The organism is Alphaproteobacteria bacterium (assembly GCA_037146715.1).
Lineage (GTDB): Bacteria > Pseudomonadota > Alphaproteobacteria > UBA7879 > UBA5542 > JBAWWO01.
Map to the genome: position 1 here is coordinate 40,690 of JBAWWO010000001.1, position 17,245 is coordinate 57,934.

At 42.8% G+C, this 17,245-nt stretch carries 15 protein-coding genes; 7 read left to right on the forward strand and 8 right to left on the reverse strand.

The features are described 5' to 3' along the window. Positions 1–8: 8 nt before the first annotated feature. The 3 genes from xseA to WCG05_00235 are packed head-to-tail and all read right to left on the reverse strand — an operon-like array spanning position 9 to position 2,741. Positions 9–1,307 (reverse strand): exodeoxyribonuclease VII large subunit, encoded by a 1,299-nt coding sequence (gene xseA / locus WCG05_00225; GenBank protein MEI8320427.1) that lies wholly within the window; start codon positions 1,305–1,307, stop codon positions 9–11. A gap of 58 nt (positions 1,308–1,365) precedes the next feature. Then, positions 1,366–2,109: a WG repeat-containing protein gene (locus tag WCG05_00230; GenBank protein ID MEI8320428.1), complete on the reverse strand. Its 744-nt coding sequence runs from the start codon at positions 2,107–2,109 to the stop codon at positions 1,366–1,368. Between the two features lie 11 nt (positions 2,110–2,120). Further along, a complete protein-coding gene (locus WCG05_00235; GenBank protein MEI8320429.1) occupies positions 2,121–2,741 on the reverse strand; it encodes a LysE family translocator in 621 nt (206 codons plus the stop codon). Between the two features lie 62 nt (positions 2,742–2,803). Here WCG05_00235 and gltX point away from each other — a divergent pair, with 62 nt between their 5' ends. Next, entirely contained in the window at positions 2,804–4,177 is a 1,374-nt protein-coding gene (gene gltX, locus WCG05_00240) for a glutamate--tRNA ligase (GenBank protein ID MEI8320430.1), read from the forward strand. Here the strand turns inward: gltX and WCG05_00245 are convergent. Beyond that, on the reverse strand, positions 4,169–5,485 hold the full coding sequence (locus WCG05_00245; GenBank protein MEI8320431.1) for an O-antigen ligase family protein: 1,317 nt from the start codon (positions 5,483–5,485) through the stop codon (positions 4,169–4,171). The two genes, gltX and WCG05_00245, sit on opposite strands and share 9 nt — an antisense overlap. Beyond that, positions 5,469–6,389, reverse strand: a complete 921-nt coding sequence (locus WCG05_00250) for a lysylphosphatidylglycerol synthase domain-containing protein (protein ID MEI8320432.1) — start codon at positions 6,387–6,389, stop codon at positions 5,469–5,471. The genes WCG05_00245 and WCG05_00250 overlap by 17 nt, the downstream gene beginning before the upstream one ends. A gap of 225 nt (positions 6,390–6,614) precedes the next feature. Here WCG05_00250 and dnaN point away from each other — a divergent pair, with 225 nt between their 5' ends. Genes dnaN through WCG05_00275 form a run of 5 tightly spaced genes read left to right on the forward strand, consistent with a single transcriptional unit; the run spans position 6,615 to position 13,808 of the window. Next, positions 6,615–7,730 carry a DNA polymerase III subunit beta gene (gene dnaN / locus WCG05_00255; GenBank protein MEI8320433.1) on the forward strand — a complete coding sequence of 372 codons (1,116 nt, stop codon included), beginning with the start codon at positions 6,615–6,617 and terminating at the stop codon, positions 7,728–7,730. Beyond that, positions 7,727–8,899 (forward strand): DNA replication/repair protein RecF, encoded by a 1,173-nt coding sequence (gene recF, locus WCG05_00260; protein MEI8320434.1) that lies wholly within the window; start codon positions 7,727–7,729, stop codon positions 8,897–8,899. Before dnaN ends, recF begins: the two co-directional genes overlap by 4 nt. A gap of 59 nt (positions 8,900–8,958) precedes the next feature. After that, positions 8,959–11,376, forward strand: coding sequence for a DNA topoisomerase (ATP-hydrolyzing) subunit B (gyrB, locus tag WCG05_00265; protein ID MEI8320435.1), 2,418 nt, complete (start codon positions 8,959–8,961; stop codon positions 11,374–11,376). A gap of 9 nt (positions 11,377–11,385) precedes the next feature. Further along, on the forward strand, positions 11,386–13,227 hold the full coding sequence (locus WCG05_00270; GenBank protein MEI8320436.1) for a PBP1A family penicillin-binding protein: 1,842 nt from the start codon (positions 11,386–11,388) through the stop codon (positions 13,225–13,227). Beyond that, positions 13,227–13,808 (forward strand): thymidine kinase, encoded by a 582-nt coding sequence (locus WCG05_00275; GenBank protein MEI8320437.1) that lies wholly within the window; start codon positions 13,227–13,229, stop codon positions 13,806–13,808. The genes WCG05_00270 and WCG05_00275 overlap by 1 nt, the downstream gene beginning before the upstream one ends. 199 nt (positions 13,809–14,007) lie before the next feature. Here WCG05_00275 and WCG05_00280 read toward each other — a convergent pair whose 3' ends face one another. The 3 genes from WCG05_00280 to WCG05_00290 form a co-directional block, all read right to left on the reverse strand. Then, positions 14,008–14,694, reverse strand: a complete 687-nt coding sequence (locus tag WCG05_00280) for a hypothetical protein (GenBank protein ID MEI8320438.1) — start codon at positions 14,692–14,694, stop codon at positions 14,008–14,010. Between the two features lie 64 nt (positions 14,695–14,758). Beyond that, the gene (locus tag WCG05_00285) at positions 14,759–15,325 is read right to left on the reverse strand and encodes a hypothetical protein (protein MEI8320439.1); all 567 of its coding nucleotides are present in this window, start codon (positions 15,323–15,325) and stop codon (positions 14,759–14,761) included. A 57-nt stretch (positions 15,326–15,382) separates the two neighbouring features. Continuing rightward, positions 15,383–16,021, reverse strand: a complete 639-nt coding sequence (locus tag WCG05_00290) for a LysE family translocator (protein ID MEI8320440.1) — start codon at positions 16,019–16,021, stop codon at positions 15,383–15,385. 166 nt (positions 16,022–16,187) lie between these two features. On the opposite strand from WCG05_00290, the gene WCG05_00295 reads away from it, so the two are divergent. Continuing rightward, positions 16,188–17,096 (forward strand): SPFH domain-containing protein, encoded by a 909-nt coding sequence (locus tag WCG05_00295; GenBank protein MEI8320441.1) that lies wholly within the window; start codon positions 16,188–16,190, stop codon positions 17,094–17,096. The last annotated feature ends 149 nt before the right edge of the window (positions 17,097–17,245 follow it).

Genomic DNA, 17,245 nt, shown 5'->3' on the forward strand with positions numbered 1-17,245 from the left:
TTCTTACTCTACTCCTCCACCCTTGCGGCAACAACGCCATCATGGAACTGGATGGTCATTTTTTGGGTGGGGGTTAGTTTCTTGGCTGAGGTCACCAGATGGCCATCCTGCTTCACCAAGGCAAAACCACGCTGCAGGGTGTGGGTATAAGAATAACTTTCTAGTAAATCTGCTGCCCACTCAAACCGCATTCTGTGCTTTCCAACCAACATCGCAGCGCTGGAAATTTGCTGTAACCGATGCTCTAGAAACAAAAACTTTTGCTGCTTATTGTGAACCAGAGACTCCATGGCGATTTTCAGGCGCTCCAAGCGGTCATCCAAATTCTGCAATTTATTTTCTAAGATTGATTTAGGGCTAATGAGTCCCCGGCTAAAGCTATTCAATTTCCACTGCAAAGCTTGTACCACCTTACCCATATTCATGGTAAGTCGATGGGTTTTTGAGTTCAGGGCCTCCAAAATTTCCAAACGTACAGGAACCGCCATTTCTGCTGCGGCGGTGGGGGTTGGTGCCCGTCGATCAGCCACGTAGTCAATCAAGGTTGTGTCTGTTTCATGCCCCACGGCAGAGATAATAGGAATGTGACTTGCGGCAACAGCCCGAACCACTTCTTCCTCATTAAAGGCCCACAGGTCTTCAAGACTGCCCCCACCCCGGGCGACAATTAATACATCGGGGGTGGGAATGTGAGAAGGCAGATCATTGAATCCTTTGATGGCTTGGGCCACTTCCCGGGCGGCTGTCTCCCCCTGAACGGACACGGGCCACAGCAAAACATGCCGGGGAAAGCGGTCCTGCAGGCGGTGCAAAATATCCTGAATCACCGCCCCTGTGGGGGAGGTAATAATCCCAATGGTCGTGGGCAGAAAGGGCAGAGGCTTTTTGCGGTCGACGTCAAAGAGTCCTTCAGCCGCCAGCTTTGTTTTGCGTTCTTGCAAAAGCTTTAGCAGCGCTCCCACACCTGCGTGCTCCATATAATCCACGATGATCTGGTACTTGGATCTGGCCCCATAGGTGGTTAATCGTCCGTGACAGATGACCTCCATCCCATCGGTGGGCTTTAGGGGGAATTTGCCTAAAGTCCCCCGCCAGCAAATGCCGTCTAAAACGGATTCGGAATCTTTTAAAGAAAAATAGAGGTGGCCTGAGGTATGCAATTTGGCGCCGGAAATTTCCCCCCGAACACGCACAAGCCGAAAATGAGCTTCAATGGTCTGTTTTAAGGCCGTTGAAATCTGCGTCACCGAATAAACGGGCGTTGGGGCCGGGTGGTCGGCGATAGTTTCTTCAAGGACTGTATGCATGAACAGCAGTATGCCATAGGGGGAATTGAATTGGAAGGGGGCCTTGATTTTCTTACTTTTATCCCAGTTTAGGTGTAGCTGATGGGTTTTTATCCACGATTTCTTTGGTCTTGTAGGTATCTCCTATTTGTACAACTTGGTAGTGCCTGTTTTCTTTGATGAGGAGGGGAGTTCCATTCTTCATATATTCTATATCAAATTCGATGGGTACAATAATTCCCCCTTGCTGGTTAATAAGGCCGAATTTTCCTCCTTCAAGCGTGGGATATTCTGCTCCTTGATCAACATACTTACACCCTTTTCCGACTACGGCTACAGGTACATTGAAAACAAAGCCAGTCACCCACTCAAATTGAGCTGGGATGACGATATTGGCTTTGCGGTCAATGAATCCAATCTTACCATTTTTTACGAATCGGCTTAGACCATTGCAATAATAATCTGCCCCATTATCGAATAAAAAGTTTTCTAGTAAGACTTTTCCTGTTTTATCAATTGTGAAAGGGCGCCATTTTGTGCTTTCAAAAAACACATGCGCAATTCCAAATTCTGTAAATTCGGAAGCCATTATGAATTGAGGTCGTATTACGATATGACCCTTTTTATCTTTGTATCCCATTAACTTTGTTTTTGGATCCGTAAAGGAGATTCGGTTTGGATCCTCAAATAGATGATGCTCACAAGGATTGAAATTTCTTTTGACAATTATTTCTGGGGGTGAGTCCTGACATCCCGGAATGCTTAAGGCAAGAAGCCCCAACAAAGAGACCAGAACAATCGACGACAAACTTTTAAGAGACATTTTCTACTCTATTAAACACTAGCCCTAACCATTTTTATGGCGAAATAAATCAGGGCAATGCCCGTGATGCGTTCAATCCAATGGCGCTGAGCAAATAGTTTTTTCTGTAAGTGAACATTCGTTAGGATCAGGCTAAGGGCGCCATACCATACCAGGTAAGAAACGACAAAAATGGCAACATACAAACTGCGCACCCAGGCAAAATGGGAATAAAAGATGCCGAACAACGATAAAATAGAAATCGTGGCAAAAGGGTTCAGCAGCTGTGTCCATAGACCCAGCTGAAAAGAAATGGCCAGGGATTTTTTTTGGTAGGTGTATTCTGTTTTTTCCGTCTGGGGCGCTTTTTTAGTCATAAGCCCCCTAAACCCAAGATAAGTCAAATAAATGGCGCCGGTGATTTGGATCACCTTTAGGGCTGCCGGATACACATCAAATAACCAGCATAGGCCTAGGGCCCCTAGGGCTCCCTGAATAAACACACCAGATGTTAGCCCCAATGTCACCATGAAGCCATCAGTTCGGCTATGCTCGGCACTAGCACGCAAAATCATAGCCAGGTTGGGCCCAGGACTTACCAGGGCCACCCAAAACATAATAAACAATCCATAAATCTTATCTAATTCTGTCATTTTTATTTTTGCACTTCAGACGGAATGTACTATAAATAAGCGTAAATATAAAAGGAAATTTTATGACAATTGTAACTCGCTTTGCGCCATCTCCTACAGGATTCCTTCACATTGGGGGCGCGCGCACCGCTCTGTTCAACTATTTATTCGCGAAACACAATCAGGGTAAATTTTTATTGCGCATTGAAGATACGGATCGGGAACGCTCAACGCAGGCGGCGGTGGATGCCATTTATGCGGGATTGCAATGGCTGGGCTTAAGATGGGATGAAGAACCTGTCTTGCAATCAGCCAACATCAAACGCCATCAAGAAGTGGGGGCTGAGCTTTATCATAAGGGTCGGGCTTATTATTGTCAGTGCTCGCCGGAAGCTTTGCAAAATATGCGTGAAGAGGCCATGAAGAACGGTCAGGCGCCTGGCTATAGTGGGCATTGTCGTCATCAGGGGTTTGCTTCTGGGGCCTTGCGCCTGTTAACGGAAGATCATGGATCCATTCGGCTTTTTGATCTGGTTCAAGGGGAAGTGACTGTTCAGAATTCCCAAATTGATGACATGGTTTTGCTGCGCAGTGATGGTACACCAACCTATATGCTTTCTGTGGTAGTGGATGATCATGACATGGGGGTAACCCACGTGATTCGGGGGGATGACCATCTGACCAATATGTTCCGCCAATATCAAATTTATAAGGCTATGGATTGGAAGGTTCCCCAGTTTACTCATATTCCCTTGATTCACGGGATGGATGGGGCAAAGCTTTCCAAACGCCATGGAGCCGTAGGAGTTGAAGCCTATGAGCATATGGGGTATTTGTCGGAAGCTTTGCGGAACTATTTGGTTCGCCTGGGGTGGAGTCATGGGGACGCGGAAATTATTTCGGATCAAGAGGCTATCGAATGGTTTGATCTGGCCCATGTGGGCAAATCACCGTCTCGGTTTGATTTTAAAAAATTGAACCATTTAAATGCGCATTATATGCGTCTGGCCGATCACAAACGCCTTGTGGGGCTTATAGAAGACCCTCTCGAAGGCGCGCTGGGTCAGGGGCTTTCAAGTCATCATAAACATGTCCTGGAAAGGGCCATGGGGGGATTAACTCAACGGGCAGAAACCTTGAAAGAATTGGCTGAAAATTCCTTGTTTTATGTGCATCCTTTGCCCTTGCCTGTTACGGAGGAAGCGCAAAAGATTTTAGAGGAAGGGCAAGAGCTACTGACTGTCGTCAAAAATGCTTTGACCGCACAGCAAAACTGGACGGAAGAGGGATTGGAGCAATCGTTTCGGGATCTTGCTGAGGCTCAGGGACTTAAGTTAGGTAAAGTGGCTCAGCCCGTGCGGGCTGTTCTAGCAGGGGCAACCGTTTCCCCGAGCATCTTCGAGATTATGGAGATCTTAGGGAAGGACGAGGTACTTAGGCGGTTTGCCTTAATCTAATTTCTGTGAAGGTGCCTGACTTAGTTTCACAATACACATTCCAAAGACAAACCAGAAAATTCGCTGAAAGAGCATGTCGTGAGCAGTACCCATGATTAGGAAAACGGGAACAATCCCAATTAAAATGCGACCTTGAAGTGAAAGGGAATTGGTTTTGTACTGGAGTATGATTCTTGAATAGAGATATTTAAGAATTTGTACGCCATACATTAAAAATACAGAAAAACCAATTAGGCCAAATTCAGCCAGTAAAAATATGTAGGAACTATGAATAACAAGAAAGTTTTTGTGAGTCAGGAATGTTTCTTTTGTGACCTTCATGGATTCAACAAAAGAACCCAAACCCCCCCCGAAAATGGGACTATTGAGCCAGATCTTTAATCCTTCAATCATAGAAAAAATTCGTTCCTGATTGGCAGAGGGGTAAGAATAGTACGTTTGAGATATCGAAATATTTAAAGAATTTACTCCCAAAAATGAAGTTAAAAGACCAGACATAAAGTCAATAATAGTGCCGCTGTTTATGAGCAACAGCAAAAGCCCAATTATATAAAATATAGTTTTTAAATTGATAAATTTCAAAAAGTAAAAGAGCAGAAATAGAAAACACATGATGCCTAATGCTGCTCGGGCATAGGTGAAGTAAATGCCTAAACAGATGAAGGCTATGTAACCGATGGATGAGACTGTTTTTTTTGGGTTAAGGCTTAAATAGGCAAATTGCAAACACATTACAATCAGCAGTTGAAAAGAAAAGGTGTTTCGAGGTGCAAAACCAGAAAAATAGTCATATAAGTTTCCAACGGGATAATAATAGATTTTGTATTTTATCAGGTAAAAAAATAAAAATTTGACGCTTAAGATTGTGATCACGGTTGTTGTAAGAACTTCTGCCATCTTCATCAGTCCCTTTTCTTTGAAGGATTCTGCAAATAGGGATCCGAGCATGGCATACCCTATGATGACGAACCATCCCAAAAATTTTGTATAAAATGCCCATGTATTTGATCCAAATCTGATCCATCCAACGAACAAGGCCAGTGAGAACGCAATTATGGATGCCAACCAAAATAAGTTCGTATAGGGAATTGAGTAAGGAATTTTTCTTTTTTCTAGAAAAAACCTAAGACTTCCTAAGACAAGTCCAGACAATCCAAGGGCATCAGCTAAATTTATATTGAAATAGATATGCTCATAGCTGACTTTTATTTGAAAAAACAAAAACAGGGCAGTACTGAAAGCTAAAAAGCCGATCAGAGGCTTTTCTATATTTTTTTCCAATAGAGAGATATTATTTAGTGTTTTCATGGAAGATCATCTTTTTTATAAAATTTGGCATGCATACAAGATAGAAAGTGACAATAATTAGGACTGTTGCTAAAGAGCCAACCGTAAAGCCAATAAATAGCCCTTTGTGTACTTGTAATCCCAAGAAACCAAAAGCTTTAATAGCAGTCACTTCCCGTATGCCCCAGCCATTGGGCGTGATGGGAAGGCTGGCCGCAAAACTAATGATAAAACTGGCAGCCATGACTAATATGGTTGAGGTTTGTGGATCAAAAATTTTGTATAGGATCATAAAAATACTTCCCATTGCAATCCAAGAAACAAGACTCAAAAAACTTAATAAAAGAATATAGAAAAAATTCTCTAAAAACATGCTCCAGATTTGTTGTAAAGAGAAAAATTTTTTGATGACGAAGAAAAAAGCAGTTGCGAGAGAAATAAACAGGGGCAATAGTTGGTTGTTTTCTGATAAAATTTTTTGAAAAAGTTCTCTTTTTAAGATAAATAATCCTGCCAAAGCAAGACTAAAACCTACTGCCAAGCTTATGAAGCGATCTATCAGGTAAGCGGTTACATTATGTCCTATTTTTTTGTTTGATTTGCTTAAAACAAGAGTTTGGCCGTAAAAAGAGGTTAGGGAGGGAAAAAAGAGAAGGCTTGAAATTTGGCCTGTTAAAAAAGCCCGAAATATTTTTATGTAAGGGATGAAGAGGCCCATTTTTTTATAAATTATTTGTAAGCGAAAAGCAGCTACACATAAATTAGACAAGAATATTGCAGAAACCAGAAAAATGATTGGGAAAGAAAGGGGTTGGAAACAATTTCCTAATTCCTTGAAAGAGCCGGAGAACAAATAAACGCACAAGCCTGTTGTGCCCATCAGGCTTAAAAAAAACCAAAACTTTACATTGCGCAAAAAATTCATACTACTATTCCAGTGACCATTTTCTTGATTGTCTCTCAAGAACTTAAACAAAAAGAAAGGTTCTGTAAATCTTAACTTGAGAATTTGTGTGTATTCCCTATATAATTTTTCTTCATAGGTGCAATCAAGGTTTTGCAGTTTTTCTGCATTATCCGCTTGCGTTCTTTATCCTCAAAACATATACTTTAGTCAATGATGGTAGAAAAGTTGAAGGTGTAATTCCCTATGAAAGTTGTTATTGAAAAATCGATTCTTTTAAAAGCTATGGCGCATGCTCAAGGCGTTGTTGAGAAAAAGGCGGTTTCTCCTATCCTTTCTAACGTTCTTTTAAAGGCGGCAGATCATGCCCTTACCATTACTGCAACGGATTTAGATGTCTCAATCGTTGAAAGCCTGAAAGCCAAGGTAGAAGACGAAGGCGTGACAACAGTTTCAGCTCACACGTTTTATGAGGTTGTGCGCAAACTGCCCGATGGGCCTATAGAATTATCAGAAACAACAGATACCAACCAGCTTGCCATCAAATCTGGAAAGTCTAAATTTTATCTGCCGGTCTTGCCGGCAAAAGATTTTTCAACTTTGAAAACAGCCAATTTACCCCATTCTTTTTCCCTGAAGGCAGCTGAGCTGAAATACTTAATCAATAGCACTAGTTTTGCCATGTCTTTGGAAGAAACGCGCTACACTTTAAATGGCATTTATTTGCACACAAAATCGGTCGACACAGGTTCTGTTTTACGAGCCGTATCAACAGATGGTCACCGGCTTGCGTTGGCAGATATGGAAGAGCCTAAGGGGGCTGCCGGAATGCCAGATGTCATTATTCCCCGTAAGACGATTGTTGAACTAAGCAAACTGTTGGAAGATGCGACAGACGAAGTCGAAGTTTCCCTTTCTTTAACGCAAATAACTTTTGCTATGAATGGCGTCGTATTGGCTTCGCGCTTGATTGATGGAACTTTCCCTGATTATGAAAAGGTTATTCCTACAGATAACGATAGCGTTCTAACAGTTGATTCCAAAAAGTTTTCTGCAGCAGTGGATCGCGTGGCCACCATTTCTGATGAGAAAACAAGGGGTGTTAAATTAACAGTTGAGCCCCAGAAAATCATTGTTTCTGCCTCTAGCGTAGATCAGGGAAATGCAACAGAAGAAGTAGAGGCTATTTATACAGGTAAGCGCCTGTTGGTGGCCTTTAACGTTAGGTATCTTTTGAATATTGCCCAGCAACTGGAAAATGATAACCTGGTCTTCCATCTTGCAGATGAAAGCGCTCCAGCCATTATCAAGGGAGGGGCAGGCGATGGTACCCTGTACGTTTTGATGCCCATGCGTCTGTGAGCCGTGGGGCAGTTGCCGCCCGATATCATACAGAAATCGTTCAATCTCGCTGGATTCAGCAACTCAATCTTTTCAATTTCCGTAATTACGATACTCTTCAGCTTAATTTAGAAAAATCTTCAGCCGTTTTGATTGGCCCTAATGGGGCTGGTAAAACGAATATCTTGGAAGCACTTTCTTTTTTAAGTTCAGGAAAAGGCTTTAGAAAGGCCAAGTTAGGGGCATTGACCAATTTGGCCTTCCCAGAGAGAGAGTGGTCTGTAGGCGTTGTGCTCGGACTTGATCAGGGGGATTCTATTCACATTGGGACGGGGCTTCGGGCAGATAAAGAGGAAGAACAACGGGCCATTAAGATTAATCAAACTTTCCAGCCCCAATCCAGTTTAGCTGAATGGGTGACGGTTTTATGGCAAATTCCCCAAATGGATTTTTTGTTTTCTGAAAGCTTGTCTAAACGTCGCCGGTTTTTTGATAAGCTTGTGGCGGCATTTGTTCCGGAATATACGCAGCATTTGTATCGGTATGACCATGCCCTGCGGGAAAGATCACGCTTGCTGCGGGAACGTATGAGTGACCCACAGTGGCTGAAGATTTTAGAGCAAACCATTTCCCAAGAAGCTATGGCGGTAGTTTCTTTGCGACAATCTTATCTAGAGAACTTATCACCTTTTTGTTCCGAGCATTTTTCTCTGTTCCCGAGAGTTTTAGTCTCTTTAGCTGGAGAACTAGAACAGTGGTCAGAAACAATGCCCTCCTTAGAGGTTGAAGAACGGTTTCAAGAGTATCTGAAAAACAATAGAGCTCAAGATGCCATAACAGGGGGCAGCTCTATGGGGGTTCATCATACCTACGTCCGAATGCACCATGTGGATCAAAATAAACCCATCGAAATCTGTTCGACGGGAGAGCAAAAAGCCCTTATTTTATCTCTAGTCTTGGCTAATTGTCGATTGCAGACGAATTTGTGCATGAGGACCCCCCTTTTGCTATTAGACGAAATCGTTTCCCATCTTGATGAAAAGCGCCGTTTATCTTTGTTTGAAGAGATTCAGTCTCTTGGCGTGCAGGCATGGCTTACGGGGACGGATGGGGATGTCTTTGAGCCCTTTAAAAAACATGCTCAATTTTTTGAGGTTTCTGACGGGAATGTTTTGCCAAAAGACGTGTAATCGCTTATAAATAATTCAACCCATAATTCAGTGATGAAATAATTTTAAGAGAATGTAAGATGACAAATGTTAATGTGCCCACTTATGATGCCGATAGTATTAAGGTTTTACGGGGCTTAGACGCCGTTCGTAAGCGCCCAGGAATGTATATTGGAGATACAGATGACGGGTCAGGCTTGCACCACATGGTCTATGAAGTGGTGGATAACGCGATTGACGAGGCTTTAGCCGGGCACTGTACGGAAGTTTTCGTAAGTCTAAACAAGGAAGGTTCTGTCACTGTTCGTGATAACGGCCGGGGTATTCCTGTTGATATTCACTCAGAAGAAAAAATATCTGCGGCGGAAGTGATTATGACTCAGCTGCATGCGGGGGGAAAGTTTGACCAGAATTCTTATAAGGTTTCTGGCGGTCTTCATGGTGTGGGTGTTTCTGTTGTGAATGCTTTGTCTGAGCATCTGCAGTTACGTATTTGGAGGAACGACAAAGAATACTTTATGGAATTTAAACATGGGGAACCTGTAGATCGCCTGAAAGAAGTGGGGCCAGCCAATGGTCGTAAAGGGACGGAAGTGACTTTTTATCCCTCAAAAGAAACTTTTACCCAGACAGAATTTGATTTTGGAACTTTGGAACATCGTTTAAGGGAACTTGCCTTTTTGAACTCGGGTGTTCGCATTAAAATGCAAGACCATCGGGGCGATGAACCTAAAGAAGTTGTGCTTTATTTTGAGGGAGGCGTTACAGCTTTCGTTGAATATTTAGACCGTCACAAGACGCCTCTTCATAAGCCAACGATTTATATAGTTGGAGAAAAAAACGGAATTACCGTTGAAGCCGCTTTGCAGTGGAATGATACCTATCATGAAACCATGCTGTGCTTTACGAATAATATTCCTCAAAAAGATGGGGGAACTCACTTAATCGGATTTCGGGCGGCCTTAACGCGCTTGATTAACACATATGTTCAAGAGTCAGGAATTGCAAAAAAAGAAAAGGTTACCTTAATGGGGGATGATGCCCGTGAAGGATTAACATGTGTTCTGTCTGTAAAAGTGCCGGATCCAAAGTTTTCTTCTCAAACCAAAGAAAAGCTAGTTTCTTCGGAAGTGCGCCCTGTTGTTGAGGGACTTGTCATAGAAAAACTAGGGACATTTTTCGAAGAAAACCCTGCAGAAGCGAAGGCTGTTATTGGGAAAATTATTGAAGCAGCGCTTGCCCGTGAAGCGGCTCGTAAAGCCCGAGAATTAACCCGTCGCAAAAGTGTTTTGGATATTAACTCACTGCCTGGAAAGTTGGCCGATTGCCAAGAAAAAGACCCAGCTCTTAGTGAACTGTTTATTGTTGAGGGAGATTCAGCGGGCGGAAATGCTAAGCAAGGGCGTAACCGTAAAAATCAAGCTATTTTGCCGATTCGAGGAAAGATTTTGAATGTGGAGCGGGCGCGTTTTGACCGTATGTTAGGTTCCGCAGAAATTGGAACCATTATTTCTGCCTTGGGGACGAGCATTGGCAAAGAAGAGTTCAATGTGGGAAAACTGCGTTATCACAAAATTGTTCTGATGACAGACGCGGACGTGGATGGAAGTCACATTCGAACATTGCTGATGACATTCTTTTACCGGCAGATGCCTGAGATCATCGAAGGGGGGCATTTGTACATTGCTCAACCTCCTTTGTATGAATTAAAAAAGGGACAATCTCGTTTGTATTTAAAAGACGATGAAGCCTTGGATGCCCATTTAATGACAGAAGGGGTTCGTTTGAGTGTGCTTTCTGTAAATAATGCACAAATTATTGGCAAGGATTTGGAAACCTATTTGTACAAGGCCTGCGAAATGAAAAAGATGCTTCTGGCTATGACTGTTAAGTTTGGCCATGTGGATATTGTAGAGCAGGCAATCTTGGCCCGTGTTCTTGATATTAAGCATATGAAAGAGGGTAAGTTCCAACAGGAACACGCCCATAAGCTTGCCGATCGGTTAAACAAAGTATTTGGTTTGAAAACCTCCCAACATTGGCAAGGTGAAATTACAGAAGCGGGTGATATGTTCTTAAAGAGGATGGTTGAAGGGGTCATGGAAAAAGTGACTTTGCCTCATCATCTGGCCACTACTCATGAGGCCCGTCAGCTTAGCCAAGAGGCTTTGGATTTCAGTATTTATGAACCTTCAGCTACGTTAACGGTTAAAGATAAAGTGTTGTCTATTACGGGGCCTTTAGATTTGGTTAAATACATTCGAGAAGAAAGCCAAAAAGGCCTTGCCATTACCCGTTATAAGGGGCTGGGGCAAATGGACCCAGAACAGCTGTGGGAAACAACGTTGGACCCAGAAGCGCGCTCTTTGTTGCAGGTCAAGGTTACTCACCTGGATGATGCCAATGATGTCTTCACTATTTTGATGGGAGAGGTTGTGGAATCTCGCCGACAATTTATTCAAGAAAATGCATTAAAGGTAACGAATTTGGATGCCTAAGGTATCATCATGAAGAGAAAAAACGGCAGAAAATCTAAGAAAGGATCATGGGGTGGGCTTTTGAAACTGTTCCTGACTTTAGCCTTGTGGGGATTTATTGCTGTTGGGGGCGTTTTGCTGTGGTATTCGCAAGATCTGCCTAACGTGGAAGATGTTGAAACGGCGTCAAAACGACCCAGTATTGTTTTCTTAACTCAAGACCACCAAGAAATCGCCGTGGATGGCGATTTATCTGGCGAGATCATTACCTTGAAACAAGTTCCAAAGCCTTTGATACAGGCCCTGTTGGCAACGGAAGATCAAAACTTCTATAGTCACCATGGGGTGGATTGGTTTGGTATTTTGCGGGCGGCTTTGCGCAACCTGGTAGCGGGGCGTTTTGCCCAAGGGGGCAGTACGTTGACCCAACAGTTGGCCAAGAATTTGTTCTTGTCGCCGGAAAGATCCATCAGCCGTAAAGTTAAAGAATTTTTGCTGGCATTTTGGCTTGAACATCATTTCACAAAAGATGAAATATTAACGATTTACTTAAACCGTGTTTATTTGGGACGCCAGACTTATGGCATTGACGCGGCGGCTCAACAATATTTTGGAAAACTGCTGCCCTACTTAAATACGGTGGAGTCTGCAGTGATTGTAGGTCTGTTGAAAGCACCTTCTCGGTATGGCGGCAACAAAAAACTTTTGAAAGAGCGGGCAGCTGTTGTATTAGGTCGCATGAAAGAAGTCGGGTACCTGACAGATGTGCAGTATGAAAAAGCCTTAAAAAGTCTGCAAACCTTACCGATCACAATTGGCAAACGAGATAATAATGTTCGGTATTTTACAGATTGGATTTCTCAAGAAGCGGGGAAATATATCAATACCCAAGAAGATATTATCATCATCACAACCCTTGATAAAAGATTGCAGCAAAAAGCATCACATGTTCTTCGATATCAGCTGGAAAGCCATGGAGAAGAGAAAAAGATACAACAAGCAGCCTTTTTTGCTATGGATCATAGAGGGGCTGTAAAGGCTATGGTGGGGGGCGGAAACTATAATGTGAGTCAATTTAATATTGCGGTGCAGGCACAACGTCAGCCTGGATCAGCTTTTAAACCAATTATTTATTTAGCAGCGCTTGAGGCAGGATATGATCCTGATAATTTAATTCTATCTGATGATTCCTATAAGAACAAAAACTGGACAGTCGAAAATTTTGGATGGGAGGCAAAAGGAGAAGCCAGTATGCGCGATGCTCTTGTCTATTCCTTAAATACGCCAGCTGTCCGCTTGGCGCAAATGGTTGGGGTTAAGAAAATTATAGATGTGTGCAAGAGAGTTGGTTTTAAAACAGTGCCACCTCATAATTTGAGTATTGCCCTGGGCACATCAAGTTCCAACCTTTTAGAATTGACGACGATGATGGCTATTTTTGCCAATCACGGCAAGAAAGTAGAACCATATGGTATTCTTGAAATTAGATCTATGGATGGCAAGATTTTCTATAAACGTCCAGAGTCTGATCCTGAAGATTCTGGGGTGCAGCTTTTTGATCCCTCTGTTATCAGAGTTCTTGAAGACATGTTGCAAGAAGTCATTGAGAGGGGAACGGGGAAAAATGCTTATATCCCTGGAGTAGTGATGCGAGGAAAAACGGGGACCAGTCAAGATTTCCGTGATGCTTGGTTTGTCGGATACACGCCAGAATTGGTGGGTGGTGTTTGGATGGGGAACCCTAACTATTCGCCCATGAATCGAGTGGTGGGAGGTGTTTTGCCTTCTGAAACCTGGCGGAAGATTATCTCTGGGTATAGTCAGGCTCCCCAATCCATAGAAGAGGCTGACGAAGTGGGAGAGGTAGACTAATGGCAAAGCTTTATTTTTATTATTCAGCGATGAATGCGGGCAAGACAACAACACTGTTGCAATCAGCCCATAACTATATGGAGCGGGGTATGAAGACGCTCCTATTTACTCCCAGCATTGATACCAGGTATGAGTCAGGAAAAATTATGTCGCGCATTGGGCTTGCTCAAGAGGCAATCTCATTTGACAAAAAATTTGATTTTTATGCATTCATTAAGGCTGAAAAAGAAAAATCAAAGAAGCCAATCAAGTGCGTTCTTCTAGACGAAGCGCAATTCTTAACAAAAGAACAAGTGCTTCAGTTAAGTGATGTTTCAGATGGCTTGGGGATTCCGGTGCTGACTTATGGCCTAAGGACAGATTTTTTGGGTGAACTTTTTGAAGGAAGCAAATATCTTTTAGGCATGGCAGAAGAGCTCATTGAAATAAAAACGATCTGCCACTGCGGCAGCAAAGCCACTATGAACGCCAGAATTGATGAAACGGGCAAAATGGTTCGTGTTGGCAAACAAATAGAAATTGGCGGCAATGATCGATACGTCTCTTTGTGTCATAAGCATTTCAAGATGGGTCAAGCTTAAAAAACTAGCCTTTAGCGTCTTTGAGAGGATGGCCAAAGCCCGACGAAGTATCAATCTGCTTAAAAAAATATGGACCCTCCCTGTGGGGATCGGGCGTTGATTCCCCAAGCCCTGGCACGACAGTGAGGGCTTCCTTCTATGGGGCAGATAGTTGCATGCAGATTAATCCTGATTTCTCGGCTTTTTTCTTTAGCTGATTTTAATTAGTCTTTTCAATAGGCCGTTTTTCTTTGTTTGAATAATCTGTATCAATAGTCAAAGGGTATTCTTTTGGGGTTTTGCCTCTTTTTTCCTGGTAATCCTCATAGCTTTTTAGCAAGCAATAAAAAATATGCTGAGGAGAATAGTAGACTCCTTTTTTCACATTAACTGAAGCCAAGCAATTCTCAGGTTTTTGCCCTTTACCAATTTGCAACTGAATATTAACGTGAGTGCCGTTGTGTGCATCATAATTTTGAATATCTAACCGAGCATGCCCATCGCTTGAGGTCAACTTAGTGGTTTTTGAAGTTGCATTTTCACTTAAATCAAAGAAAATATAGTTTGTGTTTAGAAAATCTTTATCTTTTTGACCTTCAAGTCTTCTTTTTCGTTGAGAGTTACTTTCTTTGGAGTGATCAACGAAATTCAAATTTCTATAATACCTCTCTGCAATTTTTTCAATGGCAACCATCACAAGAGAATCGTCATAGCCTCCAGGGATTTGGGGTTTACCGAAGAATTGGTCATTGGAGATAACTGTCTCTATAATTTTTCCTACTATTCTGTGTACGGCATGACGGGGTGGATTTGATTCAACATTATTTTCATCCCCTACAGCAGCCTCAGTTTGTACGATTTGACATATGATTAATGCGGCGAAAAAGAATTTTGTAAGCTTTGTCATGATTCCTCCAGGTTTTTTAAAAGCAGATCAAGCTCTCATAAAAGGAGGGAGGTGTCAATAGCGTTTATACAGGTAAAGATCCAAGGCGCGCAATCAGCCCCTGTACCATGGCTGCCATGGCAGCCATCTGACCGGGGAACATATATTGCATGTTCTGGGAAACCATTTGCACCATAGCAGCTGCATAGGAGGCCTGAATATGAATCATGCGCACAATCACGTGGGGGTAAATCATAGAATCCCAAGTGCTTGACATGACCGTTGCAGGCGGCACATAGAAAGGCCGTTGGACAGTGATATCATAGGGCAGGTAAGATTGCATGCCGGCGGCTTCGTTAGAAGCATTCGCAACAGTTGAATTCGAAAGGGTTTGGGCAACAGATGCAATGGCCGCTGAAACTTGCTGTGCATTTGTGGCATTTTGGAACTGGCTGGCGTTATAACTGGCATAGCTATTTAGTTTGAAGGCAAGCTGCTGCAAACCATTCCGTAAGTTCTGCCCATCGATAGATAGCATGGCAGCTGTTTGAACCACACCCAAAGCATCTGCTGCAACCACGCCAGGCGGACTATTGCAGCACGACAAAAGCAGTGCAAAAAAACAAGATAGAAGAGTCGACAGTCGTTTCATGTTTACCTTATATACTAGTTGATACTAGCAAATTTGAAACCGTCTGGAAATAAAAATCTAATGCAAAGTTCGCGTAGATAATTTATAGGCAAAATAAACCATATAGGTGCCCATGGCTCGGTTGATCCAGATACCCCCTTTGTGAATCAAATACTTCACGTGGGTTTGGGACGAGGTCACGGCCAGCAAGCTGTACCAACAGAGAGAGCTTAACACCAACAGCAGCCCGTAAATAGCCTGAATATAAAAAGGGGTATGAACGCTGACGGTTGAAGCAAAAATGGAAATAAACGCCAGAGACGCCTGGGGGTGCAAAATGTCAATGGTAAAGCCCATCTTAAAGGCTTTTTTCGGGGTAAAATTCTGTTTATAGGTAATATATTTGGGGTCTTGGGGGCCCAAGGTGCCCTTGCTGCGGAACATTTTGAAGGCCAAGTAAAGTAAATAAAGGCTGCCCGCGTATTTCAGGGCGGTAAACAAAGCGGGGTGTTGGGCCACGAACTTACCAAACCCAAGAATAGAGTAAGTTTTGTGAATGAAGGTACTGCATACAATCCCAAAGCCCGTATATAGACCGATTTTTCGAGAGTAATGGCTGCTGTTATGAATCATCAGAGCAGTCTCTGGCCCCGGACTCGCCAAGTTCAAAAAGTTCATGCAGAACAAATTCGCAAATTCAATAAAATATATTTCCATAGGCTTATACTTAGGTTTTTTTCAAAGAATTGGCAAGCAGTTTTGGGGGAATAAAAACTATTATGAAAAGGATTTTCAAGTGGTATGAGCCTATACACGGTTAAGATGTTGCTGGCCAAATGTAAATGTGCTAGATAGTGGAGGACTTGTAACAACGGAGTTGAAAATGGAAACCACCCTTTTTATCTATGCATTTGCCGTCGTTTTTGGCATTTTTCTGATTACCACAATGTTTTTTTCAATTAAGCAACAAACGGTTGCTATTATTGAGCGTTTGGGAAAGTTTCATCGAATGGCAAATCCTGGGCTGAATAGTAAATTTCCTTTTATTGACCAAGTTGTTGGCTATGTGAATTTAAGGGTTCAACAGCTGGATGTTCCTGTTGAAACAAAGACTGAGGATAACGTTTTCGTGCAGCTGATGGTTTCAGTGCAATATCAGGTGGCGCCCTCTAAGATTTACGAGGCCTATTACAAGCTGGAAAAGCCAATTGCTCAGATTCAAGCCTTTGTGTTTGATGTGGTTCGGGCGAAGGTGCCTAGCATCAGTTTGGATTCCTTGTTTTCAAAGAAAGATGAAATCGCCATTGATGTTAAAAATGAATTGCATGAAACCATGTCTAGCTTTGGGTATGAAATTATTAAAGCCTTAGTGACAGATATCCAGCCTGATGAAAACGTTAAGCATGCTATGAACGAAATCAATACGTCTCAAAGACTTCGTATGGCAGCCCTGGAAAAGGGAGAAGCCGAAAAAATTATACGGGTTAAACAAGCGGAAGCTGAATCTGAAGCCAACATTTTGCACGGCAAAGGGGTTGCGGGGCAACGCCAGGCTATTATTGAGGGATTGGGGCATTCTGTAGAGGAATTGCAAAAGACGTCTCCTCAAATCAAAAGTGAATCCTTGATGCAGATGGTCTTGATGATTCAGTATTTGGATATGTTACGGGAAATCGGGTCTTCCTCTAAAAGCAACACAGTTTTCGTGAATCATTCCCCAGGGGGTGTGCAGGACTTGGCTCAACAAATTCGTGAGACTATGTTTGCGACGGCTTTGAAAGATGAGCAATAAGCTGGATCCCGACGTCGGCCTTATGGCCTCCTCTGGATGACGGGAGGGGTTGGATTTTGTCTATTTTTTAACAGAAGAAATCACGTCCAGCAAAAATCTTGCCGTTTGAGCCCAGAATATGGTAGATAATAGGCAGTCAAATACAAGGA

Coding starts and splice junctions, on each gene's coding strand:
- WCG05_00295 (MEI8320441.1), top strand. CDS start 16,188: ATGGAAACCACCCTTTTTATCTATGCATTTGCCGTCGTTTTTGGCATT.
- xseA (MEI8320427.1), bottom strand. CDS start 1,307: ATGCATACAGTCCTTGAAGAAACTATCGCCGACCACCCGGCCCCAACG.
- WCG05_00285 (MEI8320439.1), bottom strand. CDS start 15,325: ATGAAACGACTGTCGACTCTTCTATCTTGTTTTTTTGCACTGCTTTTG.
- dnaN (MEI8320433.1), top strand. CDS start 6,615: ATGAAAGTTGTTATTGAAAAATCGATTCTTTTAAAAGCTATGGCGCAT.
- gltX (MEI8320430.1), top strand. CDS start 2,804: ATGACAATTGTAACTCGCTTTGCGCCATCTCCTACAGGATTCCTTCAC.
- WCG05_00250 (MEI8320432.1), bottom strand. CDS start 6,389: ATGAATTTTTTGCGCAATGTAAAGTTTTGGTTTTTTTTAAGCCTGATG.
- WCG05_00280 (MEI8320438.1), bottom strand. CDS start 14,694: ATGACAAAGCTTACAAAATTCTTTTTCGCCGCATTAATCATATGTCAA.
- WCG05_00235 (MEI8320429.1), bottom strand. CDS start 2,741: ATGACAGAATTAGATAAGATTTATGGATTGTTTATTATGTTTTGGGTG.
- WCG05_00245 (MEI8320431.1), bottom strand. CDS start 5,485: ATGAAAACACTAAATAATATCTCTCTATTGGAAAAAAATATAGAAAAG.
- WCG05_00275 (MEI8320437.1), top strand. CDS start 13,227: ATGGCAAAGCTTTATTTTTATTATTCAGCGATGAATGCGGGCAAGACA.
- WCG05_00290 (MEI8320440.1), bottom strand. CDS start 16,021: ATGGAAATATATTTTATTGAATTTGCGAATTTGTTCTGCATGAACTTT.
- gyrB (MEI8320435.1), top strand. CDS start 8,959: ATGACAAATGTTAATGTGCCCACTTATGATGCCGATAGTATTAAGGTT.
- WCG05_00230 (MEI8320428.1), bottom strand. CDS start 2,109: ATGTCTCTTAAAAGTTTGTCGTCGATTGTTCTGGTCTCTTTGTTGGGG.
- WCG05_00270 (MEI8320436.1), top strand. CDS start 11,386: ATGAAGAGAAAAAACGGCAGAAAATCTAAGAAAGGATCATGGGGTGGG.